General features: G+C 45.2%; 17 protein-coding genes. 10 read left to right on the top strand and 7 right to left on the bottom strand.

The annotated features are described in order from the left end of the window. The 3 genes from G395_RS0125805 to G395_RS32285 are packed head-to-tail and all read right to left on the bottom strand — an operon-like array spanning position 1 to position 2791. Positions 1 to 1767, bottom strand: a complete 1767-nt coding sequence (locus G395_RS0125805; RefSeq protein ID WP_026632673.1) for a DNA polymerase III subunit gamma/tau — start codon at positions 1765 to 1767, stop codon at positions 1 to 3. Between the two features lie 35 nt (positions 1768 to 1802). Then, positions 1803 to 2651: a glycoside hydrolase family 16 protein gene (locus tag G395_RS0125800; protein WP_035362093.1), complete on the bottom strand. Its 849-nt coding sequence runs from the start codon at positions 2649 to 2651 to the stop codon at positions 1803 to 1805. Then, positions 2648 to 2791 (bottom strand): hypothetical protein, encoded by a 144-nt coding sequence (locus G395_RS32285; protein ID WP_157486828.1) that lies wholly within the window; start codon positions 2789 to 2791, stop codon positions 2648 to 2650. Before G395_RS32285 ends, G395_RS0125800 begins: the two co-directional genes overlap by 4 nt. Before the next feature lie 165 nt (positions 2792 to 2956). Between G395_RS32285 and G395_RS0125790 the strand changes: the two genes are divergently transcribed. The 7 genes from G395_RS0125790 (at position 2957) to G395_RS0125760 (ending at position 13246) form a co-directional block, all read left to right on the top strand. After that, positions 2957 to 3961: a GSCFA domain-containing protein gene (locus G395_RS0125790; RefSeq protein WP_035362092.1), complete on the top strand. Its 1005-nt coding sequence runs from the start codon at positions 2957 to 2959 to the stop codon at positions 3959 to 3961. Positions 3962 to 4069: 108 nt separating this feature from the next. Next, positions 4070 to 5176: an Mrp/NBP35 family ATP-binding protein gene (locus tag G395_RS0125785; protein ID WP_026632670.1), complete on the top strand. Its 1107-nt coding sequence runs from the start codon at positions 4070 to 4072 to the stop codon at positions 5174 to 5176. 66 nt (positions 5177 to 5242) lie between these two features. Next, on the top strand, positions 5243 to 5500 hold the full coding sequence (locus G395_RS0125780) for a NifU family protein (protein WP_026632669.1): 258 nt from the start codon (positions 5243 to 5245) through the stop codon (positions 5498 to 5500). A gap of 165 nt (positions 5501 to 5665) precedes the next feature. Further along, complete coding sequence (locus G395_RS0125775) at positions 5666 to 7375, top strand: D-alanine--D-alanine ligase family protein (RefSeq protein WP_026632668.1); 1710 nt, start codon at positions 5666 to 5668, stop codon at positions 7373 to 7375. An 88-nt stretch (positions 7376 to 7463) separates the two neighbouring features. Next, complete coding sequence (locus G395_RS0125770; protein ID WP_026632667.1) at positions 7464 to 10154, top strand: MGH1-like glycoside hydrolase domain-containing protein; 2691 nt, start codon at positions 7464 to 7466, stop codon at positions 10152 to 10154. 49 nt (positions 10155 to 10203) lie between these two features. After that, the gene (locus G395_RS0125765) at positions 10204 to 11967 is read left to right on the top strand and encodes a phospho-sugar mutase (RefSeq protein WP_026632666.1); all 1764 of its coding nucleotides are present in this window, start codon (positions 10204 to 10206) and stop codon (positions 11965 to 11967) included. Between the two features lie 127 nt (positions 11968 to 12094). Next, on the top strand, positions 12095 to 13246 hold the full coding sequence (locus G395_RS0125760) for a carboxypeptidase-like regulatory domain-containing protein (protein ID WP_051350415.1): 1152 nt from the start codon (positions 12095 to 12097) through the stop codon (positions 13244 to 13246). 1 nt (position 13247) lies between these two features. Here G395_RS0125760 and G395_RS0125755 read toward each other — a convergent pair whose 3' ends face one another. Beyond that, positions 13248 to 14801 (bottom strand): FG-GAP repeat domain-containing protein, encoded by a 1554-nt coding sequence (locus G395_RS0125755; RefSeq protein WP_051350414.1) that lies wholly within the window; start codon positions 14799 to 14801, stop codon positions 13248 to 13250. 233 nt (positions 14802 to 15034) lie between these two features. On the opposite strand from G395_RS0125755, the gene G395_RS0125750 reads away from it, so the two are divergent. The 3 genes from G395_RS0125750 to G395_RS0125740 all read left to right on the top strand — a co-directional run bounded on the left by G395_RS0125750 (position 15035) and on the right by G395_RS0125740 (position 23753). Then, on the top strand, positions 15035 to 18280 hold the full coding sequence (locus G395_RS0125750) for a SusC/RagA family TonB-linked outer membrane protein (protein ID WP_026632663.1): 3246 nt from the start codon (positions 15035 to 15037) through the stop codon (positions 18278 to 18280). Positions 18281 to 18346: 66 nt separating this feature from the next. Then, positions 18347 to 20092: a RagB/SusD family nutrient uptake outer membrane protein gene (locus G395_RS0125745; protein ID WP_026632662.1), complete on the top strand. Its 1746-nt coding sequence runs from the start codon at positions 18347 to 18349 to the stop codon at positions 20090 to 20092. A 91-nt stretch (positions 20093 to 20183) separates the two neighbouring features. Continuing rightward, a complete protein-coding gene (locus G395_RS0125740) occupies positions 20184 to 23753 on the top strand; it encodes a VCBS repeat-containing protein (RefSeq protein WP_026632661.1) in 3570 nt (1189 codons plus the stop codon). 50 nt (positions 23754 to 23803) lie between these two features. Here the strand turns inward: G395_RS0125740 and G395_RS0125735 are convergent, their stop codons facing one another. From G395_RS0125735 to G395_RS30530, 3 genes are all read right to left on the bottom strand, one after another. Further along, positions 23804 to 24208: an Hsp20/alpha crystallin family protein gene (locus tag G395_RS0125735; RefSeq protein WP_026632660.1), complete on the bottom strand. Its 405-nt coding sequence runs from the start codon at positions 24206 to 24208 to the stop codon at positions 23804 to 23806. A gap of 102 nt (positions 24209 to 24310) precedes the next feature. Then, positions 24311 to 24544, bottom strand: coding sequence for a hypothetical protein (locus G395_RS32280; protein ID WP_157486827.1), 234 nt, complete (start codon positions 24542 to 24544; stop codon positions 24311 to 24313). 125 nt (positions 24545 to 24669) lie between these two features. Continuing rightward, a partial coding sequence (locus G395_RS30530; RefSeq protein ID WP_157486826.1) for an IS1182 family transposase occupies positions 24670 to 26289 on the bottom strand: 1620 nt, incomplete at its 5' end.

Raw genomic sequence — 26289 nt, 5'->3', positions numbered from 1 at the left:
TTAGAAATCTACATCTAATCCCAAAGCCTGTTTCAATTCCAGCAGATACGGATTTTTCTCCGCCATGAAATTGAACTTTTCTGCCGGGGTGTAAGGAAGCCTGTTCACTTCCTGTGGTGCCACGCGCGGGTTTATTTCCAGCCTCGGTGCATCAATGCGACTTTTCAGATAGGTTAGCAGTTCATAACGCACATTCGCCATCGCTTCCAACTGGTGCGTGTTGTCCAAAGCAATTTCAATGCTTGTGCCTTCCAGTTTGAATTCTTTGTTCAAACTGATTTCTTCCGTCGTGGAGTTACCTGCTATCCTTCGCTTTTCGGCAAATTCATACCAATGCGTTTGTAGCGTTTCGAATGTAAGTGCCTCTTTTCTTACATTGGTTTGCGTGGCCGCATAACCGTTCTCAACCTCACCACTTGGCTTTTCTTTAACTGCCGGATCTGCAACCGCAGCTGTGGGGCTTAATGCAATTGTATTTTTGAGACGTGACGGGGACTGCGCAACTGGCTGGGTAACGCGCGCAGGAGCTTCTGTATGATTTCCATTTGAGGACAAACCATTGCTGGAAGTTTCAATGGTGGTTGCAGGGGCAGTATTTAAAGGTTTTAGCTCAGGCTCAACTTTTTTTTTTGCCGTTTCATCAACGGCGGCAAGGGAAGAAAGTTGAAGGACATGGGGCAGATTGGCGAGCTTCATCAAACAAAGCTCCACATGCAACCGCTGGTTTTTCGCCGATTTATAATTGATATCACACTGACTTGCGATGCTAAGCGCCGACAACAAAAAGCTCATATCCGCCAAAGCCGATTGCTGCTGATATTTCCGCTCCGCCGATTCCGAAACCTGCAAAAGTGTTACGGTTTGCGGATCTTTGCACACCAGCAGATTGCGGAAATGCTCCAAAAGCCCAACTACAAACAAATGACCATCGAAGCCTTTTCTCAAGATTTCATCAAATAAAACCAGCGAGCGGGCGATGCTGCCTGAAGTCAGCGCATCTGTGATTTTGAAATAATAATCGTAATCGAGAATGTGCAGATTTTCCAGCACAGCTTCATAAGTGAGCTTGTTATCTGTCGAAAATGTCACATTGAGGTCAAACATCGAAAGCGCATCCCGAAGACCGCCATCAGCCTTCTGGCCGATCAGTTCCAATGCTTCTTTTTCCGTTTCAATACCCTCTTTCTGCGCGATATCTGACAAGTGATAAGCGATGTCTTTCGGCTGAATGCGGTTGAAGTCGAAGATCTGGCAACGGGAAAGAATGGTTGGCAGAATTTTATGCTTTTCCGTGGTCGCCAGGATAAAAATGGCGTAGCCAGGCGGCTCTTCCAACGTTTTCAGAAATGCATTGAAGGCAGCTTGTGAAAGCATGTGCACCTCATCAATAATGTAGATTTTGTATTTCCCGGTTTGAGGCGGGTAACGAACCTGATCTATCAGGTTACGGATATCTTCAACGGAGTTATTGGAAGCAGCATCCAGCTCATGAATGTTGAATGATGCATTGTTTTGAAAACTGACGCAAGATTCGCATTCGCCGCACGCTTCCACATCGTCGCCAAGGTTCTGGCAGTTGATGGTTTTGGCTAAAATCCTTGCGCAAGTTGTTTTTCCAACCCCTCTTGGCCCACAAAAAAGAAAGGCCTGCGCCAGGTGATTGGTGCGGATTGCGTTTTTTAAAGTTGTAGTGATGTGTGACTGTCCAACCACCGAATCGAAAGTGACGGGACGATACTTTCTGGCCGAGACAACGAAATTATCCATAGCGCAAGATACTTCCATGCGCTCGAATTTCAAAGCTACTTTTTCTCAGCAAGCGGGTAAACGCGCACGTAATCGACCTCCATTTTTTGAGGGAAAATGCTGTCATCCACGCCTTTCTGCCCACCCCAATTGCCTCCGACGGCGATATTTAAAATTAAATGAAAAGGTTTATCAAATGGCCATTGGGCCCAGTCGTAGCCAGCTTCTTTGGTAAAAGTAAAATAGTCTTTGCCGTCCAAAAGGATCTTCACGCTCTCAGGCGTCCATTCACAGGTGTAAATGTGGAACTCGTCCGAAACAGTTTCAACCACTACATTATTACCTCTATTAGTGCCGATGGAATGGTTAAATGCTTTGGTATGCACATTGCCGCGGATCTTGTTCTGGTCAAAACCGACGTGTTCCATAATATCAATCTCACCATTATCAGGCCAGCCTTTGTTTCCATAGCCGTTTCCGCTCGCCAGCATCCATATCGCTGGCCAGGTGCCGCGACCCTTCGGAAGCTTCGCACGGATTTCGAATTTACCATACGTAAAATCTCCCTTGCCCTTGGAGACCAGCCGCGCCGAACTATAATTAGCCTTCCCAGACTTCTCCCTAACCGCCTCAATGATTAGATGCCCGTTTTCCACTTTGGCATTTTCGATCTTATCCGTATAATTCTGCAACTCATTATTCCCCCAGCCATGATCCCCCAGGTCATAGCTCCACTTCTTAGGATCAGGCTTGCCGGAGTAATCGAATTCATCCTGCCATGAAGCGGTGGAGGCAAATTCGTATTTGGAAGAGGTTGCTGGGATAGTTGTGGTTTGCGCACACGCTTGTACAGCTTGAATAACGACGGCTGTGATAGCAAAAACTAGGGGATGTTTTCTCGTCATTTCTGTCCGGTGGATTGCCTTTTTGGAAGTTTGGATAGATCCACCTTAGAGAGAAGCTCGTTCATTTCACGCAATTTATTCTCGATGATCTCTTCGCCAGAAGGCCGAGGCTGCGATTGAAACTTGTTTTTAGTTTTCATATCCTGGAAATTAAGTAAAAATCATAGTCAACATTAGGCTCGAATAGATACATTTCGTTTTTAATGCCCTAAACATAATCCTTTTCTCTAATTTATGAAAACACATTAATTGCCTGAAACCGGGCAAATACTTGTAATTTTACGGCTGATACATTTTATGGGTTAATGATGGAAATTAAGCTTAGTACGGAGGTTGGGATCACTCCATCGGATTGGAAAATTGGCCATCATTCCAGGATTGCGACAATCGGTTCTTGTTTTGCAGATGTGCTTGGAAGTCAGCTTAGTGGGTATAAATTTCCGGTTTTGAACAATGATTTTGGAACTGCATTCAATCCGCTGGCCATTGCCAAAATTTTAGATATTACGCTGGAAGGTAAGGAACCTAATCAAGCATTGTTTTTGGAGAATCCGGATAAGATCTGGCTTCATCATGATTTTCATTCATCCTTATACGGACATGACAGGGAGGCTTTACATGCACAGTTGAAAGATAAATTGGTGTCTGCAAAAAAGTTTTTGAAAGAAGCGGATGTTTTGGTAATCACTTTCGGAACTGCATTTGCTTACCGGCATAAACAGACGAATATGATCGTTGGCAATTGCCATAAACAGCCAGCCGACCGTTTCCTGAAAGAATTGCTTCATCCCGATCAGATCATGATCGCTTATGATCAGTTGATCCAAAAGTTGCAGTCTTTTCAAAGGAATCTCAGGGTCATATTGACGGTCAGCCCGGTGCGGCATACGCGGGATACACTGTCGCTGAACCAGGTTAGCAAGTCAACATTGCGGCTGGTTTGTCACCGGTTGTCCGAAAAATACAAGCATGTCGAGTATTTTCCTGCTTACGAAATCATGGTGGATGAACTGCGTGATTACCGGTTTTATGAGGAAGATATGATCCATCCGACCAAGGTTGCAGAGGATTACATTTTCAATGCTTTCGCTAAAACTTACATTGAACCCAGCGCCCGGAATCTTATGAAAGAATGGGACGCCATACGCCAAATGACCCAGCACAGGCCTTTGCATGGCGTTACGGAAAGTCACCGGAAATTGCTGAAAAACGTGTTGATGAAACTAAAAGCGCTGTCATCGCAAATTGATGTCACCAGAGAAATTGCGGAAACAGAAGACAAAATCCATGAATTTTCAGATTTGAGATAAACTCATTGGTAATAATTCGTGTTGCATAATATTAAAGTATAGAATCAGATATTTTTAAGTTTCCGGGGCTTCATAAGGCGTAAAAATCGAGAGGTCTTAACCTATATAATGGGAGAATTTACAATTAATAAGGAGAAAGTTTTACAGGCACTCAGCACTGTTGAAGAACCGGATCTCAAAAAGGATTTGGTGACGCTGGGTATGATCCAGGACATTGAGATCGGGGTGAATCAGGTAAGATTTACGGTTGTTTTAACCACCCCAGCCTGCCCTTTGAAAGAGCTGATCCGCAGGAATTGCGAGGCAGCCATTCACGAACATTTAAGTCCTGATGTTGAGGTTGTTATTAAGCTTACAGCTAATGTAACTTCGACGCGTCAGTCCGGACCGGTTATTCCGGGGGTCAAGAATGTGATCGCTATTTCTTCGGGAAAGGGCGGCGTGGGCAAGTCAACAGTCACTGCGAACCTTGCTATGGCGCTGCACCGTTCTGGCGCTTCGGTCGGCATTATTGATGCGGATATTTTTGGGCCTTCGATCCCGGTAATGTTTGGTGCAGAGAATATGCAGCCCACCATTACGCCGAAAGACGGTAAAAACTTCATTAACCCGATCCGCCAGTACGGGATCAAAATGATCTCCATCGGATTCCTTACTCCTCCCGACAGCGCGGTCGTTTGGCGTGGACCAATGGCCAGCCAGGCTTTAAAGCAATTTTTTGCAGATACGGACTGGGGCGATCTGGATTATCTTTTGATCGACCTTCCCCCTGGCACCAGCGATATACATTTAACATTGGTGCAAACCGTGCCCGTAACCGGAGCGGTGATCGTTACTACGCCCCAAAAAGTGGCACTTGCAGATGCTATTAAGGGTTTGCAAATGTTCCGCCAGCCGCAGATCAATGTGCCGATCTTGGGTGTCATTGAAAACATGGCGTGGTTTACGCCGGAAGAAATGCCTGATCATCAGTATCATATCTTCGGAAAAGGCGGAGGTCAGCTGCTTGCAGATAAGTTTGATGTTCCTTTATTAGGCCAAATTCCTTTGGTACAGGGCATTAGGGAAGCAGGGGATGAAGGACGCCCGGCCGTGATGGATATGAATCCGATTGTGAATGATGCGTTCCGTGATGCTGCCGAGTCGTTGGCGCAGCAGGTTGCGATCAGAAATGCTACAAAGGAGAAAACGCAGCCCGTTGAAATCCAGGCTTAGCATTATATGTTAATGATTTGATTTTTTGAATATATTCTTGCACCTTAGCAAATAGATTTTTTAACAATGGATTCAAAAGAAAAAATAATAGAGCTCATCGAGCAGGCACTCGATACGGTACGACCTTATTTGCATGCAGACGGTGGAGATGTGAAATTTGTGGAATTGACTGATGATCTGGTCGTTAAGTTGGAGTTGCAGGGTTCTTGCCAAAGCTGCCCTATGAGTGCAATGACATTCCGCGCAGGTCTGGAAGAATCCATTCGCAAAGCTGTTCCTTATGTTAGCAAAGTCGTTTCTGTGAATGTCCCTGAATTGGCTTAAAACAAGCCGGTTTTTATAACCTTATTTTTATCAAAAGCAGCTTTTCCGAACGGAAAGCTGCTTTTTTATTTAAAATTTTCCGGCATTTCAGCCAGAAATTGATTCGTCCCGATTAGTACGTTATATTGCGCGTAAGATTTAGAAGATTTTACCTGACATTAAAATATGCGTATCGGAATTTTTTTCGGAGGACCTTCCCGCGAAAGGGAAATTTCATTTGCTGGTGGAAAAACTGCTTTTGAATACCTGGATAAATCACTTTTTGAGCCAGTTCCGGTCTTTGTGGATAGTTTCGGTCGTTTTATCCTGCTGGAAAAACCACTTATGTACGCCAGTGAGATCAGGGAGTTTTATCCGTCGCGAAGCATTCAGCAAACTGGTTTTAAAACCTATATAGAATCCCATCCAGAGCTCGCCAACGAGCCCGTTCCTTCTGAAATTGGGGTAGAAATATCCCCTGAACAATTCAAGCAACATTTCGATTTCGTATTCCTGGCCATGCACGGCCCTGACTGTGAGGACGGTGCAATCCAGGGTTTATTGGAATGGTATAAAATTCCTTACAGCGGGCCCGGTTTAATGGGTTCGGCAGTCGGAATTGATAAGATTCTTCAAAATGAGATGATCACATTGGTGAATGGCCAGCAGAAAAAGAGCTGGACATTGCGCTATGATCAATGGATTCCAAACGAGTATCCAATTCTTTTTCAGGTTCTTAAAAAACATTTAGGGCTTCCGTTGGTCATTAAAGCGCCGCATCAGGGCTCGTCTATCGGCGTTGCTATTGTGAAGGATGATTCTTTGGAAGAATTTATATCAGCAGTGAACCAATGCTTTTTCCAGGTGGAGCTTGATGGCGCGACCTGGACTGCGCTGGGCGGATCGGAAAAACAAGCTTGGGCACAAAAAGTGGCAAATCTTGATGAGGGAATCGGTTTTCCACTGGTTTTGAATGGTGAAATGATATATCACCCGGCAAACTTGATCGATGTGCTGGACAGTTATTTCTCAACAGCAAATGAACCTGTCGTTCTCAGCAGCGCTAATGGTGAAGACCAGGTTTTAATAGAAGAGTTTATCAGCGGGCAGGAATTTTCCTGCGGCTGCATCCAGCTTGATAACGGCAAACCGTTAGCCCTGCCCCCCAGCGAGGTCATTAAAATGGTGCAGGTTTTTGATTTTAATGCAAAATATAAGCCCGGAGCAAGCCGCAAACGCATTCCGGTTGACACAACGCTTGAACTGAATCAGGAGATCCAAAAGGTGATAGCAACCGTTTTTGAACAATTGGGCATTGATGTTTGCGTACGTATCGACGGATTTCTGACGCCGGAAGGCACCATCGTGCTTCATGACCCCAATACGATCCCGGGAATGTCGCCTACATCATTCATTTTCAAGCAGATGGCTGAAATTGGGCTGAATGTGACGCATGCGCTTACCTATCTAGTGAGGCAGTCGATCCGGGAAAGGATCCGTTCCGGGAAAAATATCTGGCAATTAAGGACTTTGCTGGATAGTCTTGATGCGAAAATTAAGGCGGAGAATGCCAAAAGCAAACCTTCGAAATACATTGTATTCGCGTCGACAGATGAAGATTATGTAGCAGCGCGGTCGAAATATGGCAGGATGAACGCGGAAGGAGAAGTGAAGCCAATTCCTGTCCTTCATGCTTCGGATGGAAAATATTATGTGTTAACTAACCCGCTGATGTTCAAAGAATATGTAGCGGATGTGGAAGCATTATTGCACTCAGAACGCCATCCATTATTGACCGAAACGGCACAGAAGGCAGCTGAAACGACTGCATTTTATGCAGGCAAAGTAAGCTATCAGGTAAGCGTCTATAATGACCTGGAATCACTTGCAGTTTGAGGTGAAAATTGCTGATCGGTGATGATTTGCCGATTAAGTTTTTAGATTTACACAGAGATTTTCATTCCTTTCAGAAAAATATAAATTAATGGCACACGGCGCGGAAAAAGTAAGACTTAGCCTGCAAAAAGAGAATACAGGGTGGAAAAAGTGGGGACCTTACTTGTCTGAACGCCAGTGGGGAACGGTTCGTGAGGATTACAGTGGAAATGGTGATGCCTGGAATTACATTACCCACGAGATGGCACTCTCAAAAGCTTATCGCTGGGGCGAGGACGGAATCGGAGGTTTTTCTGACAATAAGCAGCATATATGTTTTTCGTTCGGGTTTTGGAATCATAAAGATAAGATCCTGAAAGAAAGGATTTTTGGCCTCACAAACCGTGAGTCTAATCATGGCGAGGATGTGAAGGAAATGTACTATTATCTGGATAGCACGCCGACGCACTCTTATACCAAAATGTTGTATAAATATCCGCAAAACGCTTTCCCTTACGAAAAGTTACGTCAGGAAAACGGCCGGCGCGGAAAGGAAGATCCGGAATATGAAATCATGGACACAGGTGTGTTCGAGAATGATGAGTATTTCGATATTTTCATTGAGCATGCCAAGGCGGATGAGGAGGACATCATGATGAAGGTAACGGTTTTCAACCGCAGCGACCAGGATGCTCCGATCACGGTTTTGCCAACGATCATGTTCAGAAATACTTGGTCGTGGGGATATGAGGCTTTTAATTATAAGCCGATAATGAATGGCATTTCAAACCGTTTGATAGAGGTTACGCACCGTAAACACGGGAAATATAACCTGTATCTGGATGGGGCTGACGAACTGTTGTTCTGTGAGAATGAGACCAATTTCAAGAAACTATACGGAACTGCGAACAATACAGCCTATCCCAAAGACGGGATTAATGACTACATTGTCAGCAATAAAAAGACCTCGACCGTAAATCCGAATAACATTGGGACGAAGGCAGCAGCCCGTTTCACACGGACCATTAAGGCTGGCGAAAGTACTACATTCAGATTAAGATTTGTAAACCATACGATTTCAGAACCTTTCGGCGGCTTTGAAGATCTTTTTGCAAAAAGGATCAGGGAGGCGGACGAGTTTTATGACGATTTGCAGCGCGATGTGGCGGATGCCGATCTGCGATCCATTCAGCGGCAGGCGTATGCAGGCATGCTGTGGAGCAAGCAGTTTTATTATTACAATGTTTACGAATGGTTAAAGGGCGATCCGGCGCAGCCAGGACCGAACCAGGGACGGAAATGGGGACGGAACTCAGGCTGGAAGCATTTGTATGCAGCCAACATTATCTCAATGCCCGATAAATGGGAATATCCATGGTTTGCGGCCTGGGACCTTGCTTTTCACTGTGTCCCGCTGGCGAGGGTGGATGCGGATTTTGCCAAAAGACAGCTTGAAATATTGCTTCGGGAGTATTATATGCACCCTAACGGGCAGATTCCGGCCTATGAATGGAATTTCTCGGACGTTAACCCGCCGGTGCACGGCTGGGCAACGTGGAAAGTGTATGAGATTGACCGTGAACAGAATAATGGAGTAGGGGACATTGAATTTCTTGAAAAAATATTCCATAAGCTGCTCCTGAACTTTACCTGGTGGGTTAACCAGAAGGACGATACAGGCAACAACATTTTCAGTGGCGGCTTCCTCGGCCTGGATAATATCGGGGTTTTTGACCGGTCGACGCCGATGCCTTTTGGTGGAAAACTGCAACAAGCCGACGCCACAGGCTGGATGGCCATGTATACGCTGAATATGCTGCGTATTTCAGTGGAAATTGCCCTCGTGCACCCGGTTTACCAGGATATGGCTTCCAAATTTTTCGAGCACTTCCTGCACATTGCGGGTGCTATGGAGTCTATCGGAGGCAAAAATTCGTCAATAAGCCTTTGGGATGAGGAAGATCAGTTCTATTATGACGTGATCCACATTCCTAATGGACAGAGTATATTGCTGAAAGTCAGGTCAATAGTGGGGCTAATTCCGCTTTTTGCTGTTGAGATCCTTGATCCGCAAAACCTCGATAAAATGCCTGTCTTCAAACGGCGTGTAGAATGGGTTTTGGCAAACAGGCCGGATCTGGCGAGATTGATATCACGCTGGTTTGAGTCCGGTAAAGGGGAAAATCGCCTGCTATCCATCCTGCGTGGTCACCGGATGAAAATGATCATGAAGCGGATGCTGGACGAAAATGAATTTCTTTCCGATTACGGCGTAAGGGCTTTGTCTAAATACCATGAAGAAAATCCCTATAAATTTTATATCAATGGTGAGGTGCTGCAAGTGGATTATACTCCGGCTGAGGCACTTACAGACATTATGGGTGGGAATTCCAACTGGCGCGGGCCGATCTGGTTTCCATTAAATTACCTCATATTTGACTCCCTGATGAAATTCCACGCTTACTATGGCGAGGATTTTATGGTAGAATATCCAACGAATTCCGGCAATCTTGCGACAATTAAGGAAGCAGCTGTGGCCATTGCATGCCGGTTGATTGATATTTTCAAAAAGGATGCAGATGGAAACCGGGCCGTGTATGGCGTTGACCAGAAAATGCAGAAAGACCCGAATTTCAATGAACACATTCTTTTTTACGAATATTTTCATGGAGATAATGGTCGCGGTTGCGGCGCAAGCCATCAAACCGGCTGGACCGGGCTTGTAGCCGAGCTCATCCACAAAACTGCTAAGGAAACTGCCAAGCAACCCGAGAAAGAAGAGCTGGAAATCAGTAAGTAACTCAACAATCCATAAAGTATATTTTCAATTAATTCCATCCAATCAACTTATGACTGCAAAATTGGAACCTAGTGTAATGACCAAAGTGAGCAGCTGGCTCAACGGTGATTATGATATCGATACCAAACAATCCATTCAGCAATTAATCGATGAAGGAAACGATACTGAACTGACAGACGCATTTTATAAAGACCTGGAATTCGGGACGGGCGGGCTAAGGGGCCTTATCGGGATCGGATCCAACCGCATGAACCGCTACACAGTGGGCACCGCAACGCAGGGTTTGGCAAATTATCTGAACCAGGCATTTCCGAACGAAGAAATAAAAGTGGCAATTGCTTACGACAGCCGCATTAAATCGGATGAATTTGCCAAAATCATCGCCGATATTTTTTCTGCAAATGGCATTACAGTTTATCTTTTTGAAGCGCTTCGTCCTACGCCTGAACTATCGTTTGCGATCCGTTTGCTGGGTTGCAAAAGCGGCGTGGTTGTAACGGCTTCGCATAACCCCAAAGAATATAACGGCTACAAAGCATACTGGGATGATGGTTCTCAGGTAGTTGCACCGCACGACACCAACATTATCAACGAGGTGAATGCAATTACATCGATTGATGACGTGAAATTCGACGGCGATGCATCAAAGATCTTTAAGATCGGCGCAGACGTGGATGAAAAATACATGGATCATATTCTGTCGCTTTCCATTTCAAAAGGTGCTTTGGAGCGTCAGAAGGACCTTAAAATAGTTTATACACCATTGCACGGAACGGGGGTAACATTGGTTCCTGCGCTTTTGGCGAAAATGGGTTTTGAGGCGGTTACGGTGATTGAAGAGCAGGCAGAGCCAAAAGGAAACGGCCAGTTCCCAACTGTGGTTTACCCAAATCCGGAGGAAAGTGAAGCCATGTCCAAGGCGGTTGAGAAAGCTAAGGAAATTGATGCAGATCTGGTATTAGGAACCGATCCGGATGCCGACCGCGTAGGAATTGCGGTTAAAAACCATCATGGCGAAATCCAGCTTTTGAATGGTAACCAGACTGCCAGTGTGCTGATCTATTACCTTTTGAATGCGTGGAAAGACGCCGGCAAGCTTACAGGAACCCAGTTTGTTTGCAAAACCATCGTTACTACCGACTTAATTGATAAAATGGCGGCGGCATACGATGTGAAATGTTATAACACTCTGACCGGTTTTAAATACATTGCACAGGTTATCCGTGAAAAAGAAGGCGTCGAGCAGTTCATCGGCGGTGGTGAAGAAAGCTATGGTTACCTGATTGGCGACGCAGTTCGTGATAAGGATGCGATCGCTTCCTGCGCCATGATCGCGGAATTAACTGCTTATGCGAAGGACAAAGGGTTGAGCCTGTTTGATATGTTGATGGAAATCTACAAGCAATTTGGTTTCTATTATGAAGGACTCATTTCTTTAACTAAAAAAGGAAAAACCGGAGCCGATGAAATCCAGCAGATGATGGCCGATTTCCGTGCCAATCCGCCTAAAACATTGGCAGGCTCGCCTGTGATCAGAATGGATGATTACAAAGCATTGAGCACGGTAGACTTTACCAGCGGAACCACGCATTCAATTCCATCGGGTGAAATGGGAATCGAACCGTCTAATGTACTTCAATTCTTCACCGAAGACGGAACGAAATTCACGTGCCGCCCATCCGGGACGGAGCCTAAAATTAAGTTCTACGTAGGTGTGCGCGCTACACTGGAGAAAAACGAAGACTTCGACAATGTATATGCCAGCCTGAAAGCAAAAGTGAGCGCAATAGGCGAGGAGCTTGGGTTGAAATAATTCGTTTATAAATATAATTGAAGAGGCTGTTCCCTGGCGGAGCAGCCTTTTTTTGCCTATTTCAGCAAACAGCGCGCCTGTATGCGTCCATCGTTTTATATTTGAAGTAAAAGTGCCGGATTCTGACATGCTCGTGACTAATAATTTGCTTAAACCTAATGCCTTATATCGTTTTTGGTTGACGGTCGTCCTGGCCGTTTGCAGTCTGTGCTATGTATATGCGCAGCAAGGCGGAATGGTTACGCTTACTGGAAAGGTGACCGACGAGAAAACGGGTAAGCCACTTCCGTTCGCCAATGTTTTTATTAATAATTCCACCATTGGAACGAATGCGGACGAGAATGGCAATTACCGGCTGACGAATTTGTCCATTGGTAATCTCGAAATGGCAGTTTCGTTTTTGGGTTATGAGACTGTAAAACAAACATTGCGGTTTGAGCAGCCGGGAGTGAAGACTGTCCTTTTCAAGCTGAGAGAAGGAATGGAGCTGCAAGGCGTTACGGTTTATGCTAAAAAGAATAAGAAACGCGAGCGGAACCTGAAGATTATCACCCGGGAACTGCTTGGAAACAGCCGGTTCAGCAAGCAATGTAAGATCATTAACCCGCAGGTTTTAAGGATTTCGGAGGATGATGACAAGCATTTGACCGCGCAAACGACTAAGCCGCTGATTATTGAAAACCTTGCATTAGGTTACCGCATTCATCAGGACCTGGACGATTTTGATTATTTCAACGGAAAGCTGTTTTATGGTGGCAGTACGAGATTTGAACTGCTGGTGCCGAAAGACAGCATACAGAAAAAACAATGGCGCGCTAACCAAAAGATCGCTTATCAGGGCTCTGTGAAGCATTTATTGTCGAGTATGGTGTCGGACAGTTTGCAGGAGGAAGGTTTCAAAGTATATCAGGCAATTCCCGATTCTATGCGCAGGTTCAACACGGTGCGGACACAAAATGGTTACAACACAATTGCCAATCATTTGCATAACCGCATCGAGCAGATCCGCGGCATGAGGCTCATCCGGCCGGGTGAACTGGTAACCGAGCGACTGGTGGTGTCGGGCACGCAGTTGGAGGTCTTTTATATGAAGAAAAAGGGAAGATCGCCGTATTCGGATATGCCTTACGCTTACACGCAAATCACACTGCCACAAGGATATATGGTCATTACGCCTTCGGGATGGGTTTCTATTCCCATGGGATTCGAGATTGCGGGCGATCTGGGTAACGATCGTTTCTCATCCCTGCTGCCAGCAGACTGGAAAAGAGACGATTAGCCTACTGCAACTTTGAAGACAAAGTTTTGTTTTCAAGCAGCACATAAGGGATATGCACATTCCAGGTTGGCTTCAAGCTTTCCTGATTCAAAAAACCTTTTGAAAAATTTCCCAAAACAATGTCGTCGTCGCCATCGCCGTCATAATCTTCAACATCCATACAGATCCAGCGGCCATACGTATGCACTGGCACGGCGTGTGGTTTGAAATTCGCTTTCTGCTTAGGCGTTGCATCGGTTTGTTCAAAATACAAAAATCCTTCCTGCGGCTTCTTCTGAAAATCCGCGAAAAAGGCAATGGTCGCAATGTCCATGTCGCCGTCCTGATCAAAATCTGATGCCACGGCTTTTGTGCACCCATTAATAGAATGAAAATAGCTTTTCCTGAATGTCAGGTTTCCTGTATTTTCAAAAATATAAAGGCCGTGATAAGGTTTCAAAACCCTCGAAAAATCGCTGTTATCGCCAGCAGTGTAAACAATGTCCGGCTTGCCGTCTTGCGTAACGTCAACGAGCTGAAAGCTACTTGAGCCATAGACAGAAGGGAACCGAAGCACATTCTTTTCAATAAATCCTCCTTTCTGGTCATTCATAAAAACCCAGATCCCTTCATCTGCATGGGCAAAAAGCGTCATAATATCATGCCAGCCATCACTATTCAGGTCACGTATATAGCTTTGCGTTGCCCCCGGCATTTCCCTTACCACCACTTTCTCGAACCTATGGCCAGAAGTTTGCTTGTCCGGCAGCTGTTTCAGAATGTATAGACCGCCTCTGTTATGGCCGAATGCGCAGACCAGGTAGTCCTGTAATCCGTCTTTGTTGTAATCGATGGGCTGGCTCTGGATCGGCCGGATGAGGTCCTGCGATATCATTTCGGGTTCGGTGCCGCGTTTTTTATCCAAAGTAAATATTTGGCCCTTAGTAATGTCCAGGGCACGCATGCCGCCCATGCATGTGATCGCCATTTCTGGGTTTTTTAGCGTTGGAAAGCAAATGTCGATGGCGGAGGAGGGAAGCGTGGTGAGCAGCTTGCGTTGTCCCAGGCGGTCAGATGTGTACAGGCCCGGGTTTTCCAGGTCGCTGGTGTAGAGGCGTTGCCTGGACGAATCGATTGCAACTAACAATGTGCTGCTTACGGCAGATAGTTCAATTTTTGGCTGCCTCAATGTAAATACGGCCCAGTCCTGCGTGTGCTTGTAACCGTTAGGAACTTGCAATGTGTCCGGAGCAAGGGTTTGATAATAATGTACAAGTTTGGTCCAGTCCGCGGAAGAGAGCGCAGATTGCTGGCTATGCAGGTAAATGTTTCCTTCCAGGACCTCAATACCAAGCTGCTCCGCCATAGCTGGCAACACATTATTTGTCCATGTTGATTTGTCCAAAAGAGTCGGATCGGGCACCTGGTGACAGTTTGAGCAATATTTTCCAGCCAGTGCTTTCCCCTCGGCAACGGATTCTCCCGAGCCTTCCGTTCCGCAGGACAGATTACTAAGGCAGAGGCAAATAGAAATATGGAAAAAGTAATATTGAAGCCGTGGGATCTTCCTTAGCATTCTGAGAAAGTAGGTTGTAGCGTGGAAATACTAAGATTGTACAATATGCGGCTTAACGATTTTGTATGCGTTTGCGTAAATAAACACTCAAAAGTCGGTTATCTATGACATTATTTTATCTCTTTATAATACTATTATTTCATTGCAAGAAAATATTAATCTAAAACGGCCAATTATTTGTGGAAATAATCATAGATTTGACTGCTTAATAATTATTAACCTAACCGAGTATTATGAAAAGAATCTACAAGATCTCCGGCAGGGGCATCTTCTTCTCCTTCATGCTAAGTTTCGCAGCAATTGTTGCATTCGCACAAGAACGTAAGGTAACAGGAAAGATCACCGACCTCGCCGGAACAGGCATCCCAGGGGCCACGGTTGTCGTGAAAGGAACCCAGACGGGAACAAACACAAACGGCGATGGTGAATTTTCCATCAACGTCGGAAATTCCACCACTTTGGTGATCAGCTTTGTCGGCTACAAGACAAAAGAGGTGAGTGTGGGAAATCAAAGTGTCATCAACATTCAGATGGACGATGATATCTCAGCACTAGAGGAGGTTATCGTAACGGGTTACACCATCGATAGCAGAAGAGAAACAACAGGTGCGGTTTCAACAGTTAAGTCAAAAGATTTAACAGCAACCCCGTCTGGTAACGTTGAACAGCAATTACAAGGTCGCGTTGCGGGTGTGACGGTAATTACAAACGGTCAGCCAGGAACAACCAGCCAGATCCGCGTAAGGGGTTTTGGTGCTTTTGGTGGTAACGAGCCATTGTACGTTGTGGACGGGGTGCCAACAGGATCAACCGATTTTCTTAACCCTGACGACATTGAAACAACGACCGTACTGAAAGATGCAGCGGCTGCTTCTATTTATGGAGCTCGTGCAGCGAACGGTGTAATCGTTTACACAACCAAAAAAGGAACAAAGAAAGCTAAGAAACTGAGCATTACATATGATGGACTTTTCGGGGTAACTACTCCTGGAAAAGGACAGACTATGCTTACGCCACAGGAACAGGCTGACTGGACTTGGCAGGCCATTCGGAATGATGCATTCCAAGGTGACTCTCTGCCAAAATTCACCAACATTGCGCAAGGACAGTATGGCTCGGGTGACAAACCGGTTTTGCCAGACTACATTAACGTAGGCGGAAAAACAGGTGTAATTGGTGAAGTGGACCTTGCAGCTGAAAAATTGAAATACAATGTAGATCCAACACGTGGTGCTATCTATCAGGTGGTTAAAGCTAACAAGCAAGGAACAGACTGGTATGATGCCATCACAAGAAATGCACCTTTGCAGAGACATTCACTTGGATTTTCAGGTGGTGGCGAAAACAACCGTTTCTATGCTGGTTTTAGCGTTCAGGATCAGAAAGGGATCATGATTAACAATGGTTTCAAGCGTTATGCTTTCCGTGTTAATACAGAATTCGATGTGCTTAAAAACCTGAGAATCGGTCAGAATGCGCAGTTTACTTATCTGCAAGTATTAGGTCAGGATGGGGGATCAGGCGGACAAGGTGTTGCAGCGAATGAAAATGACATTCTTTTTGCATTCCGTATGCCTTCAATCATTCCGGTTTACGACGAGTTTGGCGGATATGCAGGAACATCTTCAAAAGGCTTCAATAACCCGCAAAACCCGGTTGCACGTAGAGACGGACTCAAAAACAATGCTGGATTTGCCGGAAATGGATTTGGTAACTTCTACATTGAACTGGACGTTATTCCTGGCTTGACATTGCGTTCAAGCATTGGTGCCCAGTATTCGAACTATGCAAACAGAGGTTTCAGCAGATTACAATATGAAAACTCTGAAAACAACTCCGCATTCGGTTACAATGAAGGTTCGGGGCACCGTTTCGCCTGGACATTGACCAACACTGCTAACTTCAAGAAAACATTCGGCTTGCACAGTCTGGACGTAATCCTCGGTCAGGAAGCATTGAACACAGGAGCTGGTAAAAATCAGAATTCATCCGGTTTGAACCCATTCTCTACGGATATCAACTATATCAACATGAATAACGTTGGTTCCAAGCAGGTTTTCAGTGATTACTATAAAGGAGTTAATTTCTACTCACTGTTTGCCCGTGCCAACTACACATTCAATGACCGCTATATCCTGACAGGGGTTGTTCGTCGCGACGGTTCTTCCCGTTTTGGTGAAAACAACCGTTATGGTGTATTCCCTGCATTCTCGGCAGCATGGAGAATTTCTTCGGAAAACTTTATGAAAAGCGTTCCTTTTATTACAGAGCTTAAACTTAGAGGAGGTTACGGTTTGATGGGTAACTCTAACAACGTGGATCCAAACAACCAGTACAGCTTATTCGGTGCAAGCCTTGGCCAGTCTTCTTATGACTTGAACGGAACCAATTCAAGCGCATTAGAAGGTTATTACAGAACGCGTATTGGTAACAAAAGCGCTAAATGGGAAACCAGTGTTACCAAAAACATTGGTATCGACGGAACATTCCTGAAAGGCAAGCTGGACGTTATCATTGACTTGTGGCAGAAAGATACTAAAGACCTTTTGTTCCAGGTTCCGATCACTGCAACGGCTGGTTATGATGCTGCTGCCCCTTCTGTTAACGTTGGTAAAATGTCAAACAAAGGAATTGACTTGCAGATCATTAACCGTGGCCGTATTACTAACGACCTGGGTTATGAAGTTAACTTCACAGCCGGTATCCTTAAAAACAAGATCGAATCGCTTGCGCCAGGTATCAACTACCTGACAGTTAACCCTGATTTCCGCGGTATCAAGCCAATCAGAAACCAGATCGGTTATGCAATCTCTTCTTTCTACGGATACAAAGTGATGGGTCTTTTCAAAGACAAAGCAGAAGTTGACGGTGCACCAGCTCAGGATGGCAAAGGCCCTGGCCGTTTCCGTTATGAGGATATCAACGATGATGGTGTGATCAATGCGGATGACAGAACTTACCTGGGAAGCCCAGTTCCTAAGTTTACAGGCGGTATCAACCTGAAATTGACTTACAAAGGATTTGACGTTGAAACTTACATGTATACTTCTGTTGGTAACAAAATCTTCAACCTTTCTAAATGGTTTACAGATTTCTACCCATCATTTACAGGAGCAGCAGTTAGTGATCGTGTAAAAGGTTCATGGTTGCCAAACGCTACGAACACAGATACGCCGATCTTTGAAAGCACTTCCAATTTCAGTACGAACACGCAGTCAAACTCATTCTATGTTGAGGACGGAACATTCTTCCGTATGCAGAATATCACACTTGGCTACACATTGCCAGGCAACATATTGAGCAAACTTCGCATGTCGAAATTGCGCGTATTCGCTTCAACGAACAACTTGTTCACGCTGACGAAATACAAAGGACTTGATCCGGGTGTTGGTGGAAATGCTGATACAAACTTCGGTATCGACGTAGGTAACTATCCGATCACAAGAAGCTACACATTGGGTATCAATTTAGGTTTCTAAAATCGAAGAAACAAAAGCCTTATTTCAAAACATCGGTTTAGACAGATCTTGATAAAAATGAATAAAATGAAAAACAATATTTCAAAAAAAGGTGGACTGGCACTTTTATTAGTGATCATGCTGGTCGGATACTCCTGTAAAGAAAGTTTTCTGAGCATTCCGGCAACAGGACAGCTGGATGAAGGGCAGCTTTCAACGAAAAAGGGGATCGAAGGTGTGCTTGTATCGGTTTATGGACAGCTTAACGGACGTGCAAACCGTATGGCCAGCGCCAGTAACTGGGTATGGGGCAGTATTCGCGGAGGTGATGCCAACAAAGGAACTGACCCTGGGGATTTTAGTGATATCAACCCAATCCAGCGCTTTGAGTATCAGACTACACAAGGTGTAATTTTGGATAAATGGAAAGGGAACTACGAAGGTGTAGCCCGTGCAAACTTGGTTATCAAGCTGCTCGGTGTTGCGCAGGAGGATGTTACAGAAGCCGACAAGAAAAGAATCGGTGGTGAAGCACGCTTCCTGAGAAGCCACTACTATTTCGAGCTGAAAAGAGGATTCAACAATGTTCCTTTTGTAGATGAAACAAAGGACTACGGAACAGGCATTGAATCAGTTCCTAACACAGTAGAGATCTGGCCACTGATCGAAGCAGATATGAAATTTGCTTATGAAAACCTGCCGGAAACACAAGGTGCAGCTGGTCGCGCTAACAAATGGGCGGCTGCGGCTTATCTTGCGAAAATCTACATGTATCAGAAGAAGTTTACCGAAGCAAAAGGGCTTTATGACCTGATCATTGCCAATGGTAAAACAACTAATGGTAAAAAATACGCTTTGGTACCAAAGTTCCAGGATGCATTCAAAGCGGCTAATGACAACAACTCTGAGTCGGTTTTCGCGATCCAGGCTGCTGCTAACACGGGAAGTGTAAACAATGCAAACCCTGAATTTGACCTTAACTGGCCTTACAACACAGGTCCTAATGGTCCTGGTAACTGCTGTTCTTTCTTCCAGCCGAGCTTTGAGCTGGGTAACTCATTCCGTACTGATGCGAGCGGACTTCCTTATCTGGACGGTTCTTACAACACGGCAGGCAAAGAGTTGAAAACAGATATGGGCTTGAAATCGTCTGACGCTTTCACGCCGGATGCAGGTCCTGTTGACCCACGTCTGGATCACTCTATCGGCCGTCGCGGTCTTCCTTTCCTTGACTGGATCGATCACCCGGGTAACGACTGGATCCGCAACCAGCCAAATGCAGGTCCATATACGCCTAAAAAATATGCGTATTACAAATCTGACATTGGTTCATTGCAAGATAACAGCTCATGGACACCAGGTTACACAGCGATCAACGTGAACATTATCCGTTATGCCGACGTCCTTTTGATGGCAGCAGAAGCTGAGATCGAAGTGGGATCATTGGAAAAAGCGAGAGAATATGTGAACCTTGTCCGCACACGTGCTGCTAACCCAGAAAGTTTTGTAAAACGTGCTAATGGCGCAGTTGCTGCTAACTATGTGATCGGAACTTACAAAGCGCCTTTCGCAAGCAAAGATGCAGCCCGCACAGCAGTTCGTTTCGAAAGAAAACTTGAACTGTCCGGCGAAGGCCACCGCTTCTTCGACCTTGTGCGTTGGGAAATCGCTGATTCAGCAATCAATGCTTACCTTACTTACGAAGGCAAAAAGTTGAGCGGCGCATTGGGTGGAACGAAATTTACAGCGAAGAAAAATGAATTCCTGCCAGTTCCTCAGGAGCAGATTGACTTGCTTGGTAAGGACGTTTTGGTGCAGAATCCAGGTTATTAATTTTTAAGAATTGCTTAATAAAAGGAGGTGGTATTTGTTTACCATCTCCTTTTATTAATTTCGAGATGTTCCCCACTTTTGTTTTTTTCAAATGAAGTCCATTTTACCCCCAAAACATTTCTTAGTTCTACTTTTCGTTGCTGCACTGCTCACATCCTGCAATAAGAAACTGAAAACATTTACCCAGCTTGACAGCGATGAAACGGGCATTGAGTTTTCGAATCGGATTGCGGAAAACGATACAATGAACATTCTGTCGTTCGAATATGTGTACAATGGCGGGGGCGTAGCTTTGGGCGACTTCAACAATGACAGCCTCCCGGATGTTTATTTTACCGGAAATTCGGTTGAAAACAAATTATATCTCAACAAAGGTGATTTCAAGTTTGAGGACGTCACCCAGAAGGCAGGAGTGGAAGCTAAGAACAAATGGTCCACAGGCGTGGCATTGATCGATATCAATGCAGATAACCTGCTGGATATTTATGTTTGCGCGTCCGTGAGGAAAGTAGCAAAGGAGCGTGAAAATTTGCTTTACGTAAACCAGGGGCTGGGCAAGGACGGCATTCCGGTTTTTAAAGAAATGGGTAAGGAATATGGAGTTGCAGACACTACACACACCACCAACGCCGCTTTTCTGGACTATGACAATGATGGCGATCTGGATCTCTTTTTGCTCGTTAACGAGATGGACGACAACACTTTTCCCAACAAATACCACAAAAAGATCGTCGACGGATCATCAAAAAGAACTGACCGGTTATATCGCAACGATTGGGACGAAAAATTAAATCATCCCGTGTTTACCAATGTGTCAAAAGAGGCGGGGATCCTTATAGAAGGTTATGGTTTGGGTGTGAATGTAACGGATATCAATCAGGATGGGTACAAGGATATCTATGTTACAAACGACTATCTGACCAATGACCTGCTTTACATTAATAATGGTAACGGAACATTCACAGACAAAGCAGCATCCTCATTCAAGCACACTTCCCATTCAGCGATGGGCAATGATGTGGCCGACATTAACAACGACGGTTTGGTAGATCTGGTTGCCGTGGACATGATGCCAGCCACCAACCGCAGGAAAAAAATGATGACGCCGGCGAACAGCTACGTCACTTACCAGAACAATGAGCTTTTTGGTTACCAATACCAGGTGGCAAGAAACACGTTGCAGCTTAATTTAGGATCCGTAGATGGCAAGAGCAAAAGTCCTGTTTTCAGCGAAATTGGTCTGCTGAGCGGCGTGGCCGAAACTGATTGGAGCTGGACGCCCATGGTCACGGACTTCGATAACGACGGCATGCGGGACATGATCATTACCAATGGTTTTCCCAAAGACATTACCGATCTCGATTTCATCGCTTACCGGAACGAAGTGTCGAGCGTGATGGAGCCTATGATGATGCTGGATTACATTCCGACTATCAAGATTGCCAATTTTGCATTTAAAAATAAAGGAAACCTCGGTTTTCAGGATGTCTCGGAGCAATGGGGCCTCGAAACAGAAAGTTTCTCCAATGGTGCCGCCTACGCCGATCTCGATAATGACGGCGACCTCGATTTCGTGGTGAACAACATTAACGATTCCGCATTTGTTTACCGGAACAACAGCATTCAACTCAAACCCGAAGAGAGCAATTACTTACGGATTGCATTCAAAGGGACGCGTTATAACAAAGAAGGAATCGGCGCGATTGCAGAGATTATGTATGCAGATACAATGCACCAGATTTCCGAGAATTCACCTTACCGAGGTTATTTGTCCACCATCGAGCCATATGTGCATTTTGGCCTTGGCAAAACCAGAAAAGTGGACCATGTAAAAGTGACCTGGCCGGGCGGCAAGTCGCAGATCATGAAGGATGTCAAAGCGAATCAGGTGCTTACATTCAACGAAGCCGATGCCAAGAATATCATCGAATCACATCAGAATGAAAACTCTGAAACCCCGCTTTTTACAGACATTACATCCAGCATAAATCTTCCATACAGGCACCAGGAAACCGACGTTATCGATTTTAATATACAAAAACTGCTTCCGCATAAAATGTCACAATTCGGTCCTGCTTTGGCTGCCGGTGATGTGAATGGGGATGGCTTGGACGATATCTTTATTGGCGGTCCAATGAACTTCAAAGGCCGCTTCCTGTTGCAACAAGCCAATGGAAAGTTCCAGGTTACGGATTTACTTCCCGGCCTGGAAGGCGTCACGAAGGACACAGAAGACATGGGCGTTTTGCTTTTTGACGCGGATAATGATAAAGATCTCGACCTGTGCGTGGTTAGCGGAAGCTATGAAATACGGGCAGGCACGCCGGGCCTTAAAACGCTGCTTTATACTAATGATGGCAAAGGTAAATTCAGCCTGGATACAGCCGCTCTGCCGCAGTTCCTGGTGAATGGTTCTTGCATAAAAGCCGTCGATTATGACAAAGATGGCGATCTGGACCTTTTTATCGGTGGCCGGGTGGAGTCTGGTGCATATCCAAAGCCCGTTTCGAGTCACATTCTGCGTAATGATTCACAAAGCAGCACCGTGAAATTTTCGGATGCAACCAAGGCTGTCATTCCGGATCTTGTCAACATTGGTTTGGTATGCGACGCATTATGGACTGATTATGACAATGATGGCTGGGTCGACCTGGTCGTTGCGGGGGAATGGATGCCGATTACTTTCTTTAAAAATAATAAAGGCAAATTTGCAAAAGCGACCTCGGGACTGGAAGACAAGAAAGGCTGGTGGGGAAGCCTTACGGCAGGAGATTTCGATAACGACGGGGATATGGATTACATCGCCGGGAATTTAGGGATCAATTCACTGGCGCGTGCTTCCGAGAAACAACCGGTGAGCATGTATGCTAAAGATTTTAACAATGACGGCTATTTTGATGCCATACCAACCGTTTACTATCGCGCAGACGACAAGACTTACAAAGAGTTTCCCTACAATACGAGGGATGATATGGGCAAGCAGATCATTCAGGTGCGCCAGCGTTTTCAGGAATATAACAAGTTTGCCCAGGTAAGCTTGCCCGAAATCTTAAAACCCGAAGAGCTTAAAGACGCCCTGCATGTAAGCGCTACGTGGATGAAAAGTAGTTATATAGAAAATCTTGGCAATGGTAAATTCGCAGTCCGCGAGCTCCCAATCCAGGCACAGGTCGCACCGATTTTCGGCATGATCGCCGATGATTTTGATCAGGACGGAAACCTGGATGTGCTGCTTACCGGCAATGATTACGGGTCGGAAGTTTCGGTAGGGCGATACGACGCATTTTACGGGTTGGTCCTGAAAGGGGATGGGAAGGGTAATTTCAAGCCATTAGGCCTGGCGCAAGGCGGTTATGCTGCCATGGGCAATGCAAAAGGGTTGGTGAAATTAGCATCTTCCGGCGATAACTGGATCGCGGCCACCTCACAAAACAGGGATTCGTTGTGTTTTCACCAGCTACGCAAAGAAACTAAAAAGCACGCGCTGATGCCGAATGAAACGACGGTGCTATTAAAACTGAAAGGCGGGAAAACAAGGAGGGAGGAGCTGGGATACGGTTCATCATTCCTGTCGCAATCCTCGCATACTTTATTCTTGCCCGCCTACGCCGAGCAGGCAACCGCCATAGACTCCAAAGGCAATAAGCGGACATTAAAATAACCAAAAAGCCTCTGCATTTCGGCAGAGGCCATTTTTTAAACACCTATTAATTAGCTGATCCGAATTTCCTGTGCCGGTTTTTCCAATCCGGGAATGATAGGCAGGTTCAAATGGAGGATTCCATTGATGTACTCAGCTACAATGTTGTCTGAATCTACTGTCTCATCAATCACAAACGATCGCTCGAAAGAAGTTTTGCTGAATTCATGGCGGATCCAGTTCCGGTTATCCTCTCTTTCTTGGTTTGATGTATAGGCAATGGTCAACTCGTGGCCTTTGATGCTGATCTTAAAATCCTCCTTCGCCCTGTCAGGTGCAAACACCATCAGTTCATAGTTCGTATCGTTTTTCGCGATGTTGACTGGCACGCGATAGTTATGGCTGCCGCCAAATTGTTTTCCTGAATATTCATGGCGCATTCCCTGACCACGGTGTCCAAATCTGTTATTGCACATTTTGTTTTGAATTTAATGTTGAAAAATTGCTTACGCGTGTTGGGCCCCTAAATCCCTTGAAGGGGACTTTTTCATCACGCTTGAAAGTCCCCTTCAGGGGATTTAGGGGCTAACTGCACCGGATGGCTCCCGCGACGAATTTTCCTTCATCCGATCATCACCCCGATAAGAATGACTATCGCCGCAGTCACTGTGTCCGTAATGTGGCCCTCCTTCACGGCCCCATCCGTGGCCCCATTGGCCGCGATGAAAACGGTTACCTATTGTGAAATTTAAACTCGCTGCTGTGATAAGCGCTATGCTTATCCCCAGCAGCATTCTTGTACTTTTTTTCATGGCTAAATATTTTTTGGATGCTGATAAAATGGATCTCTTAACCCTTCTTTTCCTTCATAAAAACGGTGGTGGCCGTTGCACAACTGATCATGAACTTGCCATAATCTCTGATTGTCTGATCTTTCTTAGAATGCGTGGGAAAAGACAGGAAAAATAGGAGAAGTGCGGACGTACCTGCGAATAATGGGCCTTGTATCCTCTAATGCTTCACTTTTTTGAGTTCTTCTTGTAAGTGATTTGAGGTATTTTTTCAGGTTGAAGCATGTTGCGGCCATCAGCATAACTTTATGGGCTCCGGCTTTACCAATCACATTAATCTTTTTCAATCCATAATGATAAACCAGACTACCGAAGACTGGCTCTACTGTACTTTGGCGTAATCGCTTCATCTGGTAACCTCGTTTACTTAACTGCCTGTGATGGGCTCGGCGGTAGTGCTCATCATATGCAGTAGTTTGTATTCTTTTAAACGGGGACTTGGGAGTACACGCATCTTTTAATACACATGGTAAACAGTCTTTTCGTGATGCTCGATAACCCTTTAGCAAGCGTCCATCTGAAGTCTGTTCAAAATTTTTAAAAGGAATCGTTTTACCCATAGCGCAGATAAACTGATTTTTTTCCTTATCGTAAATCAGGCCTTCTCTTTCTGGTTTATACATACCGAAAACTGGTATCCATCCGGTTATGTTTCTTAGCTCCAAAAATTCATAGTTAGGTCCATTAGAATAGCCGGCATCAGCTAAAAGATCAGTCATCCGAAGCTCGTTCGCTTTAAGTCGATTTTGAACTTTGACAGTCATTGCCGGCAAGTATTGACTATCTCGTCCATCTGCAAAATCAGCCTGAATGTGACTGATTACACCTTCGGCAGTATCTACCGACATGCTGCAGTGATAATTAAGCTTTCTTGCTTTACCAGGTTTTACCGAAATACGTGCATCCGGATCATTAGGACTGTAATGCGTCTTATTACTGAAGAGTTGGGCTTTTTCGTGAGAAGCGCCGCTGGCACCGACCGGGTTTTTACGCAGTTTATCATGGACATGTTTCACACGGTTCAATTCGTGCTGTGGAGCTGTGATCAACCCCACTGTCGAAGCTGTGGCAGCGATTACTGGCTCTTGGTTTTCGCTATCTAAGGCTTCGAAGTGTCTTTCAATAGATTGAAAAGGTCTTTTCAGTTCAAGGCTTTCCATTGAAGCGTTGGCTTTAACCGGAGCAGAATCCATGGCCTGGGTATGTCCACTGACCATGCCCTTATCAACACACAAGGTAAAGACCTTATTAAATAAACTTTCAAAAACAGCAGCAGGATACAGTTGGCGAGTGCGACTGATGGTCGAATGCCAGGGCAGCTGTTCATCTATGTCATATCCCAAAAAGTAAAGAATGTCCATCCGCATAGAACAGTGCTCAACGAGTTTGCGATCAGACGTTATGTTTTCGAGGTAACCTGTAAGCGTCAATTTGAACCGGGTCGCCGGGCGAAATACGACAGGGTCGATGGATGGATTTCCAGTGCGACCATACAGATCATGCGTATCGCTGTAAATGGATTGTAGATCCAGAGTCTCTCTGAGCCTCCTATAAAAATTATCCTTTGGAATCCGCTCGGATAACTGGAAGCTTAAAAAGAGCTTTTCGGAGTAATTTTTTCTTCCTTGCATTCCTGAAGTTACGAAAATCCAGGCAGTTATGGAAGAGCCTAAGGCTGTTTTTTTGCCGAGTTGTGCAACAGCCAC

It is taken from the genome of Dyadobacter alkalitolerans DSM 23607 (assembly GCF_000428845.1).
GTDB classification, from domain to species: Bacteria; Bacteroidota; Bacteroidia; order Cytophagales; family Spirosomataceae; genus Dyadobacter; species Dyadobacter alkalitolerans.
The sequence above is the reverse complement of the archived record's forward strand: the minus strand, read 5'-3'. Positions and strand labels throughout refer to the sequence as shown.